Below are 13,899 nucleotides of genomic sequence, written 5' to 3'. Positions count from 1 at the left end.
CTGGACGGGGCAACCACCGCGTACGCGGGGGGCGGTGTGGATCAGCCGGGCAGGCTGGCCACCCCGTGCGGCAGGAACCGTCGGCCGGTGACCCGCTCCGAGGTGCCGGTCCGGTCCAGGTACGGCGTGATGCCGCCCAGGTGGAACGGCCAACCCGCGCCGAGGATCATGCACAGGTCGATGTCCTGCGCCTCGGCGACGACGCCCTCGTCGAGCATGAGCCGGATCTCCTGCGCCAGCGCGTCGAGCGCGTTCTGGCGCACCTGCTCGGCGGTGAGCGGCTGGTCGCCGACCACGAGCAGCTTGGCCACCTCGTCGTTGACCTGGTCGTCGACGACGATCGGCTGACCGGAGTCGGCGATCCGCTTGAGGTTCTCGCTGACGCCGAAGCGGTCGGGGAACGCGGCGTGCAGGGTGCCGCCCACGTGGTACGCGACGGCCGGCCCGACGAGCTGGAGCAGGGCAAGCGGGCGCATCGGCAGGCCGAGCGGGTCCAGCGCGCTGTTCGCCACGTCCAGCGGGGTGCCCGCGTCGACGGCGGCGAAGACAGTGCCGAGGAAGCGGGTGAGCAGCCGGTTGACCACGAACGCCGGGGCGTCGGAGACCAGCACGGAGGACTTCTTCAGCTGCTTGCCGACCGCGAACGCGGTGGCGAGCGTGGCGTCGTCCGTCCGCTCGCCCCGGACGATCTCCAGCAGCGGCAGCACCGCGACGGGGTTGAAGAAGTGGAAGCCGACCACCCGCTCGGGGTGCTCCAGTTCCTCGGCCATCGCCGTGATCGACAGGGAGGAGGTGTTGGTGGCCAGCACCGCCTCCGGCTTGACGGTCTTCTCCAGCTCGGCCCAGACCTGCTTCTTGACGGCCAGGTCCTCGAAGACGGCCTCGATGACGAAGTCACAGTCAGCGAACGACGTGAGCTGGCCCGGCTGAGGCGCGGCGAAGGCCTCCGCCTTGGCCGCGCCGCTGACCAGGCCGTACAGCTTGGCGGCCGTGCCCTTGTCCATCCGGCCCTTGCTGACGGCCTTCTCGATCTGGGTGTGCACGTAGCCGACGCCCTTGTCCACCCGGGCCTGGTCCAGGTCGGTCATGACGACCGGCACCTGGAGGCGGCGGGCGAAGAGCAGGGCGAGCTGGCTGGCCATCAGGCCGGCGCCGACGATGCCCACCTTGGTGACCGGGCGGGCCAGCCCCTTGTCCGGCGCGCCGGCCGGCCGCTTGGCCCGCCGCTGCGCCAGGTCGAACGCGTAGAGGCCGCTGCGCAGCTCCTCGGAGAAGACCAGGTCGGCGAGGGCCTCGTCCTCGGCGGCGGTGCCGGTGGCGAAGTCGGCGTCCTTCGCGGTCTCCAGCAGGTCCAGCGCCTTGTACGCGGCCGGAACCGCGCCGTGCAGCCGCTGGTCGAGGGTCTGCCGGGCGAAGTAGAGCACGCCCGCCCACATGTCCCTGTCGACCTCGGGCCGGGTCACGGTGACCTCGCCCCGGACGACGCCGGCGGCCCACTCCAGGGACCGCTCCAGGAAGTCCGCCGGCTCGAGCAGCACGTCCGCGATGCCCATCTCGGCGGCCTGCTTCGGCTTGAGCATCTTGTTCTGCATGAGCGGGTTCTGGATGATCACCTGGGTCGCCGCCGGGATGCCGATCAGGTTCGGCAGCAGCTGCGTGCCGCCCCAGCCGGGGACCAGGCCGAGGAAGACCTCGGGCAGCGCCAGCGCCGCCACCCCGCCGGAGAGCGTCCGGTAGTGGCAGTGCAGCGCCAGCTCCAGGCCGCCGCCCATCGCCGCGCCGTTGACGAAGGCGAAGGTCGGGACCTCGCTGTCCTTGAGCCGGGCGAAGACCCGGTGCCCGAGCCGCCCGATCTCCAGCGCCTGCTCGCGGTCGGCGAGCTGCGGGAGGCTGGTGATGTCCGCGCCCACGCAGAAGACGTACGGCTTGCCGGTGACCGCGACGAAGGCCGGGTCGGCCGCCAGCGCGGCGGTGATCGCCTCGTCCAGGCTGGTCAGGCCGCCCGGGCCGAAGCTGTTGGGCTTGGTGTGGTCGAAGCCGTTGTCCAGGGTGATCAGGGCGGCCGGCCGGTCCAGCCCCGGTACGTTCACCTGGCGCAGCAGCGCCCTGGTGACGACCTCGTTCGGTGCGGCGAGCGCGCTCACTTGTCTCCCTCCCAGTGTGGGTTCTCCCAGATGACCGTGCCGCCCATGCCGATGCCGATGCACATGGCGGTGACGCCGTAGCGGACCTCGGGGTGCTCGGCGAACTGCCGGGCCAACTGGGTCATCAGCCGGACGCCCGAGGAGGCGAGCGGGTGACCGATGGCGATCGCGCCGCCCCACGGGTTGACCCGCGGGTCGTCGTCGGCGATGCCGAAGTGGTCGAGGAAGGCGAGCACCTGCACGGCGAACGCCTCGTTCAGCTCGAACAGGCCGATGTCGTCGATGGTCAGGCCGGCGAGGCGCAGCGCCTTCTCGGTCGACGGGATGGGGCCGACGCCCATCACCTCGGGCTCGACGCCGACGAAGCCGAACGACACCAGCCGCATGGCGACCGGCAGGCCCAGCTCGCGGGCGACGTCCTCGGAGGCGAGCAGGCTGGCGGTGGCGCCGTCGTTCAGGCCGGCCGCGTTGCCCGCGGTGACCTTGCCGTGCGGGCGGAACGGGGTCTTCAGGGTGGCGAGCTTCTCCAGCGAGGTGTCCCGGGGAGCCTCGTCGACGGTGGCCAGGCCCCAGGCGTTCTCCTCGTCGCGGACCGCCACGGACACCAGGTCGTCCTGGAGCTTGCCGTTGGCGTACGCCTTGGCGGTCTTCTGCTGCGACGCGAGCGCGAACGCGTCGGTGCGCTCCTTGGTGATGTGCGGGACCCGGTCGTGCAGGTTCTCCGCGGTCGCGCCCATGACCAGCGCCGACGGGTCGACCAGCTTCTCGGCGACGATCCGCGGGTTGGGGTCGACGCCCTCGCCCATCGGGTGGCGGCCCATGTGCTCGACGCCGCCGGCGATGGCGACGTCGTAGGCGCCCATGGCGATGCCGCTGGCGACGGTGGTCACCGCGGTCATGGCGCCGGCGCACATCCGGTCGATCGCGAAGCCGGGGACGGTCTTGGGCAGGCCCGCCAGCAGGGCGGCGGTCCGGCCGATGGTCAGGCCCTGGTCGCCGATCTGGGTGGTGGCGGCGATCGCGACCTCCTCGACCCGCTCCGGCGGCAGCTGCGGGTTACGACGCAGCAGCTCGCGGATGCAGCGGATCACCAGGTCGTCGGCGCGGGTGTTGGCGTACATGCCACCCGCCTTGCCGAACGGGGTACGGACGCCGTCGACGAAGACGACATCCCGAACTTCACGGGGCACTTGAGCCTCCTCTTCGACCTGATCCGGCCTCGGCGCCGGCAGGCGGCACTACGGACCGGACGAAGGTCGCCGGCACGGGCGTGTTCCTCCGGATGCTACTCGCCAGTAACCATCGCTGGCACCCGCCCCCGTGTGGCCCACCCCACACCGCCGGGTCAGGGGGCGAGGGGTGGATCGGTGAGGGCCTCCGTGAGGTCGGGAAGGAGCAGGGTGATCTGCCACTCGCGGGCGTTGAAGCCCCGGAGGGTCTCCGCGACGGCCTCCTCCGTGACCTCCTCCGGGGGTACCCAGGCCAGCCGGCGGATCGAGTCGGGGGTGATCAGGTTCTCCGGCGGCAGCTGGTGCGCGCCGGCGATCCGGACCACCACCTCCCGGCAGCGGGCCAGCCGGGCCGCCGCCACCGGGTCCCGTTCCGCCCAGCGGTGCGGCGGCGGGGGCCCCTCGACCGTCGGGGCGACCGGCAGCGCGTCCTCGGGCAGTTGCCGCGCGTCGTCGAGCGCGGCCAGCCAGGTGCGGGCCAGCCGGCGCACCGAGCGACCACCGAAGCCGGGCAGGGTGAGCAGGGTCTTCTCGTCCTTCGGATCCAGCTCCGCCGCCGCGACGATGGCCGAGTCCGGCAGCACCCGCCCCGGGGCGGCGTCCCGCCGGGCGGCGATCTGGTCCCGCGCGTACCAGAGGGAACGGACGCGGGCCTGGGCCCGCGCCCCCCGCACCCGGTGGATGCCGGACGTGCGGCGCCACGGCTCGGCGCGCGCCTTCGGCGGCCGGGCGCCGGTGCGGACCAGCGCGGCGAACTCCTCCGCCGCCCACGCGGACTTGCCCTGCCGGGTCAGCTCCTCGTCGAGCGCGTCGCGCAGGTCGACCAGCATCTCCACGTCGAGCGCGGCGTAGGTCAGCCAGGACTCCGGCAGCGGGCGGCTCGACCAGTCGGCCGCCGAGTGGTGCTTCTCCAGGCTGTAGCCGAGTAGCTGCTCGGTCAGCGCGGCCAGGCCGACCCGCTCGAATCCGGCCAGCCGGGCGGCCAGTTCGGTGTCGAACAGCCGGCGCGGGCGCAGGCCCAGCTCGGCCAGGCAGGGCAGGTCCTGGCTGGCGGCGTGCAGCACCCACTCGGCCTCGCCGATCACCGTGTCGAGGGCGCTCAGGTCGGGCAGCGGCAGCGGGTCGATCAGCGCCGTGCCGGAACCGGCCCGGCGCAGCTGCACCAAATAGGCCCGCTGGCTGTAGCGGTAGCCCGAGGCGCGCTCGGCGTCGAGGGCGACGGGGCCGGTGCCTGCGGCGAAGCGGGCCACGACGTCGGCCAGCTCGCCGGGCGTGGCCGCCGGCTCAGGTGTGCCCTCGCGCGGGGCGGTCAGCGGAACGGGCCCGTCGGCGGTCGGTTCGGTCCCCGCGGCCTCCGGCTCCGGTCGGGCCGACGGCGGGTGGTGCGCATCGATTCCCGTACGGCTTTCGGCGGGCCGACGGCGCAGGGGTGGTTCGTCGGTCACCTGACAACCCTAGTGCGCGACGCGACGCGGTGGGTGAAGCCGGTCCGGTGTGTGTCGCCGGGCGACCGCCGGATGTCCTTCCGGAGGCCGGACATAGGGGAAGACAAAGCCCGTTGACGCAGGTACGGTCCATCGGGCCGTTGCGCGGGTACGGCATCATCAGGGTCCCGTGAACGGAGCGGGGCGTCTACGGGGAGGGCAAGGCGATCATGACTGCTGGCTACGGGTCGGCGGACAGGGGCCCGGCGGGACCGGGCGACGGCGCGTTCCCGCCGGGGACGGCCCGTCCCGGGCCACTGCCGCCCCGGATCGAGCCGGCCGGCTCCGCGTACCTGCCGCCGGGCGCCCCCGGGCAGCCCGCGGCCGGCCCGTCCCCCCGGCCCGCCTGGTCGCCGCCGTCGCAGCCGGGCCAGTGGGGCGTGGCCCCCGCCAACGCGCCGGCCCCGGCCGCCGCACCCGCTGCCGGCGGCTGGGGGCACGGCGGCACTCCGTCCACCGCCCCGGGCCCGTCGACGCCGCCGCCCGGTGCCACCCCCGGGCCCGGCTGGCCCCCCGCGTCCGGTTCGACGCCGCCGGGCGTCCCCGGCCAGCCGCCCGCCCACGGCCACCCCCAGGGCTCCGGGCCGGGCCAGCCGTACCCCGCCGGGCCCGCCCCGGCGACGAAGGGGCGCGGGCTCACCATCACCGCGCTCGTGCTCGCCGGCCTGCTGGCCGTCGTGACGGGCGTGCAGGCGTACCAGATCAACCGGCTCTCGAACCGGCTGGGCGACACCGACGGCAGGATGGCGGCGGCGCAGGCGGCCGACGGCACCCGGCTCGACGGCCTGGAGTCCCGGGCGGGGGCGCTGGAGAAGCAGGCCGGCGCCGCGTTCAACCCGGAGGCCGTGGCCAGCGCCGTGCTGCCCAGCGTGTTCCGGGTCCGGGCCGGCAACTCCACCGGCACCGCGTTCGCGATCGGCAAGCCGGCCGCGGGCGGGGGCACCAACCTGTTCACCAACTACCACGTCGTGGACGCGCTCTGGCAGACCGGCGAGCGGGAGGTCTTCCTGGAGCGCACCGACCAGCGCTTCCCGGCGACCATCGTGCGCGTCGACGAGGCCAACGACGTCGCCCACCTGCGGACCAACGGCAAGTTCACCGGCCTGGTCGCCGCGCCCGCCGCCGTGAAGTCCGGCCAGCAGATCGTGGTCGTCGGCGCGCCGCTCGGCCTGGAGGACAGCGTCACCACCGGCGTGGTGAGCGCCTTCCGCGAGGCCGGCGGTGGCGAGGGCCCGGTCATCCAGTTCGACGCCCCGATCAACCCCGGCAACTCGGGCGGCCCGGTCATCAACGGCAGCAAGCAGGTCGTCGGCATCGCCACCGCCAAGGCCCGCAACGCCGAGGGGATCGGTCTCGCCGTACCGATCAAGGTCGCCTGCGACGGTTTCAAGATCTGCTGACCCCGTCAGCGCCCAACCCCCCTCGGCCCGGCGGAGCATGCCGCGCGGACCAGTACACGTGGAGGAAGAACGACATGTCCCAGCCACCGACCGGGCCGGAGGGCTACCCGCCGTACCCGCCGGCCGCGCCCGGTCAGCCGCCGTCGGGCGGCGCCCCGCACGGCACCACCTACGGCAGCGCGCGCCCGTACACGCCCGAACAGCCGGACGCCGGCCAGCAGCACTCCCCGGCGCCGCAGCAGTACAACCCGGCCCCGTCCGGCGGCTACCCCCAGTCCGCCCCGCCGGCGTCGCCCGGCTACGCCCCGGGCAGCGCGTCGCCCGGCTACGCCTCCGGCAGCGCGTCGCCGCACGCCGGCCAGGTCTCCGGCGGGCCGGCCTTCGGGCAGCCGATGTCCGTCCCCCCGGCCTCCGGGCCGGCGTACGGGCAGCCGATGTCCGCCCCGCCCGGCTCCGCCCCGCCCTTCGGCGGCCCCGCGCCGGGCGGCCCCGGCAAGAGCCACAAGGTGCTGATCCTGGCCGTCGTGGCCGGGCTGCTCTTCGTCCTGGGCGGGGTGATGACCGGCCTGTTCGTGTCGACCACCAACGAGCTGGACCGGACCGAGAAGAAGATGGCCAGCGAGGTCAGCCAGCGCGACGGCACCATCGCGGCGAACGGCAAGGAGATCGAGAAGCTCAAGACCGACCTCCAGGCGGTCCGGGACAAGCTCGGCGACACCGAGCAGGACCTCACCGGCACCCGCAACGACCGGGACGAGCAGGCCCGGCAGAAGAAGGTCATCGCCAGCTGCCTCGACAAGCTCACCACCGCGCTCGCCGCGGCGGCGAACGGCAACAAGGCGGCCTACGACAAGGCTATCCAGGGCATGGACAAGGTCTGCAACGAGGCCGAGAAGTACCTGTGAGGTGACCCGTCGCGGGGTCAGGCCGCGCCGGCGGGGCGACGCTCCGACAGCGCGGTCACCCCGGGCGGGGGGAGCCCGGCGGTCGAGGCCAGCAGCGCGCACCAGGCCAGCAGGTGCGGGGCGAGGTCGTCGTCGACCGGCGTCCAGGAGGCGCGGATCTCGATGTCGGCGGCGGCGGGCGGCCCGGCCAGGTCACCGAACCGGGTCGACATGGTCTGGGTGATCGTGCCGCCGATCGCCCGGTGCTCCGCGTCCTGCGCCTCCAGCGCGTCGGTCAGCCACGTCCAGCCCACCCCGGGCAGCAGCGGGTCGGCGGCCAGGTCGACCTCCAGCTCCGCCGTCACGTAGGTGACCAGCCGCAGGGTGCCCTGCCACGCCTCGTGGCCGGCCGGGTCGTGCAGCAGGATCAGCCGCCCGGAGGCCACCTCCTCGCCGTCGCGCAGGACGGTGGCGGAGAGCGCGAAGGCGTACGGGGCGAGTCGCTGCGGCGCGCCGACCTCCTCCAGCACGATCTCCGACCGGGGCGCCGCGGACCGCAGCCCGGTGACCGCGCGGGCGAAGGTCTCCGGGAGCGCGATCGGGGGGGGCCATGCCGGCAGCCTATGCCGCCGGTCGGCCACCCGCCCGAGAGGCGCGCCGATGCCGGGCCACGCGGCGGTCGTGCCACTGCCCCTGGAGGACGCCCCGCGGGCGCCCGCCCCCCGCCGGGCCGACCGGCGTCACAAAAGGCGGCGCTGCCCGCTGCCGCCCGCGTCCCCCGTGGCACGATGGCCGCGATGACCACCACGACGACGGGCGCCGACGCCCGAGACGAAGACCCCCGCCCCGGCGGACCGGCCGACTCGCCCTTCGTCCGGGCCTGCCGGCGCCAGCCCGGCCCGCACACCCCCGTCTGGTTCATGCGCCAGGCCGGCCGGTCGCTGCCGGAGTACCGCGAGATCCGGGCCAACGTGGCGATGCTGGAGTCCTGCCGCCGCCCCGACCTGGTCACCGAGATCACCCTCCAGCCGGTACGCCGGCACGGGGTGGACGCCGCGATCCTGTTCAGCGACATCGTGGTGCCGGTCGCCGCCGCCGGGGTGGACCTGGACATCGTGCCCGGCACGGGCCCGGTGGTCGCCGAGCCCGTACGCACCCTGACCGACGTGGAACGGATCCGGCCGATCACCCGTGACGACGTCTCCTACGTGGACGAGGCGGTCCGGATGCTCGTCGCCGAGCTGGGCGACACCCCGCTGATCGGCTTCGCCGGCGCGCCGTTCACCCTGGCCAGCTACCTGGTCGAGGGCGGCCCGTCGCGTACCCACGCGAAGACCAAGGCGATGATGTACGGCCAGCCGGAGCTGTGGCACGCGCTCTGCGCCCGGCTGGCCGAGGTGACGCTCGCGTTCCTGCGGGTCCAGGTGGCCGCCGGGGTCTCCGCGGTGCAGCTCTTCGACTCGTGGGCCGGGGCGCTGTCGGAGGCCGACTACCGCCGCTTCGTGCTGCCGCACTCGGCGGGCGTGCTGGCCGGGCTGGCCGACGCGGGCGTGCCCCGGATCCACTTCGGGGTGGGCACCGGCGAGCTGCTCGGCGCGATGGGCGAGGCCGGCGCCGACGTGGTCGGCGTCGACTGGCGTACCCCGCTGGACGCGGCGACCCGGCGGATCGGGCCGGACCGGGCGGTGCAGGGCAACCTCGACCCGTGCGTGCTGTTCGCGCCGTGGCCGGTGGTCGAGGGCGAGGTGCGGCGGATCCTGGAGCAGGGCCGGGCCGCGCCCGGGCACGTGTTCAACCTGGGGCACGGTGTGCTGCCGGAGACCGACCCCGACGTGCTGACCCGGGTGGTCGCCCTGGTGCACGAGCTGTCCGCCCAGCCGGCCGACCGGGGCTGAGCGGCATGCGGGCGCCGTGGCGGGTGGCGGTGGTCGGCGGCGGGATCGCCGGGCTGGCCGCCGCGGTCCGGTTGCGCGACCGCGCCCCCGGCACCGAGATCACGGTGTACGAGCAGTCCGGCGCGCTCGGCGGCAAGCTGCGCACCGGGGAGCTGGCCGGCTCGGCGGTGGAGTTCGGCGCCGAGTCGTTCCTGATGCGCGACCCGGCCGGGGGCGAGTCCGCCGCCGTGGCCCTGGTCCGCCGGCTCGGCCTGGGCGAGCGGATCGTGCACCCCACCGTCGGGCGGGCCGCGCTCGTCGTCGACGGGGGGCTGCGCCCGATCCCCGGCGGCACCCTGGTCGGCGTACCCGGGGACCTGGAGCGGGTGGCCACGGTCGCGCGGCCGGCGGCGGACGCCGACGTCGACGCCGGCCGTCCGCTGCTCGGCGCGGACGAGGACGTCTCCGTCGGCGCGCTGGTCCGGGCCCGGTTCGGCGACGAGGTGGTCGACCGGCTGGTCGACCCGATGCTCGGCGGCGTCTATGCCGGCCGGGCCGACGACCTCTCCCTGACCACCACCATGCCCGCGCTGGCCCGGGCCGCCCGGGTGGAGCACACCCTGGTGGGCGCGGTGCGTGCCGCGCAGGCTGCGGCCCCCCGCGCGCCGGGGGCGCCGGTCTTCGGCACCCTGGCCGGCGGGCTCAGCACGCTGGTCGAGGCCGCGGCGGCGGCCAGCGGAGCGACGATCCGGCGGGGCGCGGCGGTGCGCGAGCTGACCCCGGCCGGGGCCGGGTGGCGGCTGACCGTCGGCCCCACCCGGGATCCGGAGTCGGTCGACGTCGACGCCGTGGTGCTGGCCGTGCCGGCCCGCCCGGCGGCCCGGCTGCTCGCCGGCCCGGCCCCGCAGGTGGCCGAGGGCGTCGGCGGGCTGGACTACGCCAGCGTCGCGCTAGTCACCCTGGCGCTGCCCGAGCCGGAGCTGCCGGAGCTGTCTGGCTTCCTGGTGCCGAGCACCGAGGGTCTGCTGATCAAGGCGTCGACCTTCTTCACCACCAAGTGGGGTCACCTGCGCCGGACCGACCGGCTGGCGCTCGTCCGCGCCTCCGTGGGCCGCTACGGCGAGGAGCGGCAGGTGCAGCGCACCGACGAGGACCTGGCCGCCACCGTGCACCGGGAGCTGTCGGCGGTGCTCGGCGTGCCGCTGCCCGCACCGGTCGCCGGCCACGTGCAGCGCTGGGGCGGGTCACTGCCGCAGTACACCCCGGGTCACGCCGACCGGGTGTCCACCGCGCGGGCGGCCCTGCGGGCGAGCCATCCGACGCTGGTCCTAGCCGGCGCCGGGTACGACGGGGTCGGCATCCCGGTCTGCGTCCGCTCCGGCGAGACGGCGGCCGAGGAGATCATCACAGCACTGGGAGGATCGGGGACATGACCGAGCAGACCAACGCGGCCCGGCTGCGGGAGCTCAACGACAGCATCCGCTACACGATGTGGTCGGTGTACCGGGCCACCAGCCCGCTGCCGTCGCTGCGCGAGAACGTCACCGGCGAGGTCGAGGCGCTCTTCGCGGAGCTGGCCGGCAAGGACGTGGTCGTCCGCGGCACGTACGACGTCTCGGGGCTGCGCGCCGACGCCGACCTGATGATCTGGTGGCACTCCGCCTCCAGCGACGACCTCCAGGACGCGTACCTGCGGTTCCGCCGCACCACGCTGGGCCGGGCGCTCACCCCGGTCTGGTCGCAGATGGCCCTGCACCGGCCGGCGGAGTTCAACAAGAGCCACATCCCGGCGTTCCTGGCCGGCGAGGAGGCCCGCCCGTACGTCTGCGTCTACCCGTTCGTCCGCTCCTACGAGTGGTACCTGCTGCCGGACGCCGAGCGGCGCGAGCTGCTCGCCGAGCACGGCAAGATGGCCCGCGGCTACCCGGACGTGCGGGCCAACACGGTCGCCTCGTTCGCGCTCGGCGACTACGAGTGGATGCTCGCGTTCGAGGCCGACGAGCTGCACCGGATCGTCGACCTGATGCGCGACCTGCGGGGCTCGGGCGCCCGCCGGCACGTCCGGGAGGAGATCCCCTTCTACACCGGTCGTCGCCGCTCGGTGGCCGACATCGTCAACTGCCTCGTCTGACGCGCGACTGCCCGTCGAACGCCGTACGCCGTACGCCGTACGTCGCCGGAGTGGACTGGCGGCGGTGGTCGGCGTTCCGGACCAGGCGCACCACGTGACCGGGGCGGGCGGCGGTCGTTCGCGTTCCGGCCCTGTCGAGCTGCCCCGTGGGGCGGGGCGGCTGCCCGCCGGGTGGCGGTCCCACCGGTGGGGCAGCTCGACAGCGGCCTGATGGTGCCGGTGCGCGGGCCGGCCGGGGGCGCGCCCCGGAGGGAGTGGGACGCGACCCCGGCCGGGGTTCCGGTGCGGATCAGACGACGGTCGTGCAGGTGAGCGTCGGCACGCTGTTGGTGCCGGACCACGAGCCGAGGAAGCCGAACGTGGTGCTCGCCGCGGGGGCCAGCGCCCCGTTGTGGGCCGCGTTGCGGGCGACGACCCTGGTTCCGCTGGTGGTCAGGGTCGCGTTCCACATCGACGTGACCTGCTGGCCGTCGGCGTAGGTCCAGGTCGCGGACCAGCCCTTGACGGCCCCGCCGCCGGCGGTCACCGTCACCTCACCCTGGAAGCCTCCACCCCACTGCCCGGTGACCCGGTAGGCGGCCGTGCAGGCCCCGGCCGGCGGCGGGGTCGTCGGCGGCGGGGTCGTCGGGGGCGGCGTGGTGGGCGGCGGCGTCGTGGGCGGGGGAGTGGTCGGCGGCGGCGTCGTGGGCGGCGGGTTGGTCGGCCCGCCCGAGAAGTCGACGTCGCTGCACAGGTAGTACGACTGGTCCAGGTGGCTGGCCTGCCAGATGGTGTAGACGACGTGCCGCCCGGTCCGCCCCGGCGCGCTCGCCGGGATCTCGATGGACACGCCGGTGGGCTCCGGCTTCCACCCCGACGCCGGGGTGTTGCCGATCTGGCCGACCAGTTCCAGGTCGTCCCAGCCCAACGGCTCGGTGAGGGCGTCGAAGCCCTGCTTCGTCACGTACACCCGGATGTAGTCCGCGCCGTGACTGGCCTGGTCGTGCAGGCGGACCCGGAAGTTGCTGGAGACCGGGGCGGTCTTCCAGGCGCCGACCGTGTCGAGGGCGTTGTAGCGACCGCCCTCGGTCCGGCCGCCGGAGCAGAGCTGACCGTTCGGGATGGCGGCCTGGTGGTTGCCGGCGACGCCCTCGCGGAACAGGCCGTTCCAGTTCCACATGGCGTTCGGGTTGGCCTGCCAGGCCTGCCAGCACATCGGGTCCTCGGTGGCCATCCGGGGATTCTGGAAGTCGCTGCCCCAGCGCTGCCAGCAGCCGTAGTTGCGTGACGCCGGGTCCACCACGGAGCCGTGCGCCGACACGGGGTTGGCCAGGGCCGTGGTCAGCAGCAGCACGGCGGTCGCCGCGACGGCGAGCAGCCACGCCAGGCGGGAGGATCGAAGTTGAGTGGACATGGAGCCCCCCGGGGGGAGAGGTCGGACGACGACGCCCGGACGGCCCGGGAGTTGCCTCTCCCGTGCGCGCTGCGTGGCTCCCGCGACGGCTCTGCCCGGAGGTTGCCACATTTATCGGCTTCGGTCAATGCCTTCCCGGCGCATGGGGGTGTGCGGGATGCCGTCCTCGACGTACTCGGGGCCGGCGACGGCGAAGCCGTGGCGGGCGTAGAGGCCGACCAGGTGGGACTGGGCCTCCAGCGCGCAGGGGCGGTCGCCGACCAGCTCCAGCGCCGCGGTCATCAGCCGGCCCGCGTGCCCACCCCCGCGCGCCTTCGGCGCCACCACCACCCGACCGATCCGCGCCACGCCGCCCGGGTCGGCGAGGATCCGCAGGTACGCCAGGGGTGCGCCGCCGTCGTCGAGCCAGAGGTGCCGGGTGCCGGGCTCGACGTCGCGCCCGTCGAGTTCCGGGTACGGGCACGCCTGCTCCACGACGAACACGTCGATCCGGAGCCGGAGCAGGTCGTGGAAGGTGCGGGCGTCGAGGTCGGCGAACGAGGCGGTCCTCGTCACGGGGGGCTGCGGCACTCCGCGATGGTAGGCCGCGCCTGCCGGCCTGCCGGCCGCCGCCCCGCCGGGCGTCCGGTCCGGTGGCCGCCTCAGGCGGGGCGGGCGCCGACCGCGTCGCGGATCTCGGCGCCCCGGGTGCCCTCCTCCGCGCGGGCGCAGTGCGCGCAGCAGAAGAAGCGGCCGGACACCTCCACCCCGTGCCCGACGATCTTGACCTCGCAGTGCTCGCAGATCGGCGCCAGCTTGTGCGCCGCGCACTCGAAGCAGTCGAAGGTGTGCACGTCACCGCTGACGGTCCGCACCTCGAACGCCATCCAGTAGTCGTTACCGCAGACCTCGCACGTCGCCACGACAGATCCCCCCGAACGCCGACACGTTTCCCCGAGCGTGCGACAGCCGAACCGTGCCGGGTGGGCGGAACGGCCCGGGTCACTCCGGGGTGGCGGCGTGTCGCCCCCGGCGTGTCGGGCGTTGTACCGGGTGACCGCGCACGACCCCGGAGGAACACGACATGATCAAGCGGAACAAGCTCTTCGGCAACCAGGTACGGGTCACCTTCAGCCTGCCCCGCGACACCCCGCCCGGCGCGGTCAGCGTGGTCGGCTCCTTCAACGGCTGGGAGCCGGGGCGGCACGAACTCGTCCCGCGCCGCGACGGCACCCGGACGGTCACCGTGCGGCTCGGCCCGGGGGAGTACCGCTTCCGCTACCTCGCCACCGGCGGCGTCTGGCTGGACGACGAGTCCGCCGACCGGGTGGACGAGCGGGGCAGCCTGTTGCTGCTCTGACGGTCACCCTGCGTACTCAGG

The 13,899-nt window shown here is 74.7% G+C and carries 13 protein-coding genes; 6 read left to right on the top strand and 7 right to left on the bottom strand.

Annotated features, from left to right (window positions below):
- Window positions 1–41: 41 nt before the first annotated feature.
- From ACFHW0_RS03055 to ACFHW0_RS03045, 3 genes are all read right to left on the bottom strand, one after another.
- Window positions 42–2,144: a 3-hydroxyacyl-CoA dehydrogenase NAD-binding domain-containing protein gene (locus ACFHW0_RS03055; RefSeq protein WP_416605327.1), complete on the bottom strand. Its 2,103-nt coding sequence runs from the start codon at window positions 2,142–2,144 to the stop codon at window positions 42–44.
- Complete coding sequence (locus tag ACFHW0_RS03050) at window positions 2,141–3,334, bottom strand: thiolase family protein (RefSeq protein ID WP_416605325.1); 1,194 nt, start codon at window positions 3,332–3,334, stop codon at window positions 2,141–2,143. The genes ACFHW0_RS03055 and ACFHW0_RS03050 overlap by 4 nt, the downstream gene beginning before the upstream one ends.
- 155 nt (window positions 3,335–3,489) lie before the next feature.
- Window positions 3,490–4,818, bottom strand: coding sequence for a ribonuclease D (locus ACFHW0_RS03045; RefSeq protein ID WP_416605324.1), 1,329 nt, complete (start codon window positions 4,816–4,818; stop codon window positions 3,490–3,492).
- A 209-nt stretch (window positions 4,819–5,027) separates the two neighbouring features.
- Here ACFHW0_RS03045 and ACFHW0_RS03040 point away from each other — a divergent pair, with 209 nt between their 5' ends.
- The gene (locus ACFHW0_RS03040) at window positions 5,028–6,257 is read left to right on the top strand and encodes a trypsin-like peptidase domain-containing protein (protein ID WP_416605323.1); all 1,230 of its coding nucleotides are present in this window, start codon (window positions 5,028–5,030) and stop codon (window positions 6,255–6,257) included.
- 74 nt (window positions 6,258–6,331) lie between these two features.
- On the top strand, window positions 6,332–7,162 hold the full coding sequence (locus tag ACFHW0_RS03035) for a hypothetical protein (RefSeq protein WP_416605321.1): 831 nt from the start codon (window positions 6,332–6,334) through the stop codon (window positions 7,160–7,162).
- Between the two features lie 17 nt (window positions 7,163–7,179).
- Here the strand turns inward: ACFHW0_RS03035 and ACFHW0_RS03030 are convergent, their stop codons facing one another.
- Complete coding sequence (locus tag ACFHW0_RS03030; protein ID WP_416605722.1) at window positions 7,180–7,761, bottom strand: DUF3000 domain-containing protein; 582 nt, start codon at window positions 7,759–7,761, stop codon at window positions 7,180–7,182.
- Between the two features lie 177 nt (window positions 7,762–7,938).
- Between ACFHW0_RS03030 and hemE the strand changes: the two genes are divergently transcribed.
- From hemE to hemQ, 3 genes are read left to right on the top strand one after another with little or no spacing between them, the layout of a single operon-like run.
- On the top strand, window positions 7,939–9,036 hold the full coding sequence (gene hemE, locus ACFHW0_RS03025) for a uroporphyrinogen decarboxylase (RefSeq protein WP_416605320.1): 1,098 nt from the start codon (window positions 7,939–7,941) through the stop codon (window positions 9,034–9,036).
- Between the two features lie 5 nt (window positions 9,037–9,041).
- Window positions 9,042–10,448 carry a protoporphyrinogen oxidase gene (gene hemG / locus ACFHW0_RS03020; RefSeq protein ID WP_416605319.1) on the top strand — a complete coding sequence of 469 codons (1,407 nt, stop codon included), beginning with the start codon at window positions 9,042–9,044 and terminating at the stop codon, window positions 10,446–10,448.
- Window positions 10,445–11,146, top strand: coding sequence for a hydrogen peroxide-dependent heme synthase (gene hemQ / locus ACFHW0_RS03015; RefSeq protein ID WP_366638648.1), 702 nt, complete (start codon window positions 10,445–10,447; stop codon window positions 11,144–11,146). Before hemG ends, hemQ begins: the two co-directional genes overlap by 4 nt.
- Before the next feature lie 289 nt (window positions 11,147–11,435).
- On the opposite strand, the gene ACFHW0_RS03010 is transcribed toward hemQ, so the two are convergent.
- The 3 genes from ACFHW0_RS03010 to ACFHW0_RS03000 all read right to left on the bottom strand — a co-directional run bounded on the left by ACFHW0_RS03010 (window position 11,436) and on the right by ACFHW0_RS03000 (window position 13,441).
- Complete coding sequence (locus ACFHW0_RS03010) at window positions 11,436–12,539, bottom strand: lytic polysaccharide monooxygenase auxiliary activity family 9 protein (RefSeq protein ID WP_416605317.1); 1,104 nt, start codon at window positions 12,537–12,539, stop codon at window positions 11,436–11,438.
- 111 nt (window positions 12,540–12,650) lie between these two features.
- Window positions 12,651–13,109 carry a GNAT family N-acetyltransferase gene (locus tag ACFHW0_RS03005; RefSeq protein ID WP_416605315.1) on the bottom strand — a complete coding sequence of 153 codons (459 nt, stop codon included), beginning with the start codon at window positions 13,107–13,109 and terminating at the stop codon, window positions 12,651–12,653.
- A gap of 71 nt (window positions 13,110–13,180) precedes the next feature.
- The gene (locus ACFHW0_RS03000; protein ID WP_121395918.1) at window positions 13,181–13,441 is read right to left on the bottom strand and encodes a Prokaryotic metallothionein; all 261 of its coding nucleotides are present in this window, start codon (window positions 13,439–13,441) and stop codon (window positions 13,181–13,183) included.
- 161 nt (window positions 13,442–13,602) lie between these two features.
- Between ACFHW0_RS03000 and ACFHW0_RS02995 the strand changes: the two genes are divergently transcribed.
- A complete protein-coding gene (locus ACFHW0_RS02995; protein WP_366638651.1) occupies window positions 13,603–13,878 on the top strand; it encodes an isoamylase early set domain-containing protein in 276 nt (91 codons plus the stop codon).
- Window positions 13,879–13,899 lie beyond the last annotated feature (21 nt).

It is taken from the genome of Micromonospora sp. LOL_025, assembly GCF_048060285.1.
Taxonomy (GTDB): Bacteria; Actinomycetota; Actinomycetes; order Mycobacteriales; family Micromonosporaceae; genus Micromonospora.
The sequence above is the reverse complement of the archived record's forward strand: the minus strand, read 5'-3'. Positions and strand labels throughout refer to the sequence as shown.

Coding starts and splice junctions, on each gene's coding strand:
- ACFHW0_RS03040 (WP_416605323.1), top strand. CDS start 5,028: ATGACTGCTGGCTACGGGTCGGCGGACAGGGGCCCGGCGGGACCGGGC.
- ACFHW0_RS03035 (WP_416605321.1), top strand. CDS start 6,332: ATGTCCCAGCCACCGACCGGGCCGGAGGGCTACCCGCCGTACCCGCCG.
- hemE (WP_416605320.1), top strand. CDS start 7,939: ATGACCACCACGACGACGGGCGCCGACGCCCGAGACGAAGACCCCCGC.
- hemG (WP_416605319.1), top strand. CDS start 9,042: ATGCGGGCGCCGTGGCGGGTGGCGGTGGTCGGCGGCGGGATCGCCGGG.
- hemQ (WP_366638648.1), top strand. CDS start 10,445: ATGACCGAGCAGACCAACGCGGCCCGGCTGCGGGAGCTCAACGACAGC.
- ACFHW0_RS03010 (WP_416605317.1), bottom strand. CDS start 12,539: ATGTCCACTCAACTTCGATCCTCCCGCCTGGCGTGGCTGCTCGCCGTC.
- ACFHW0_RS02995 (WP_366638651.1), top strand. CDS start 13,603: ATGATCAAGCGGAACAAGCTCTTCGGCAACCAGGTACGGGTCACCTTC.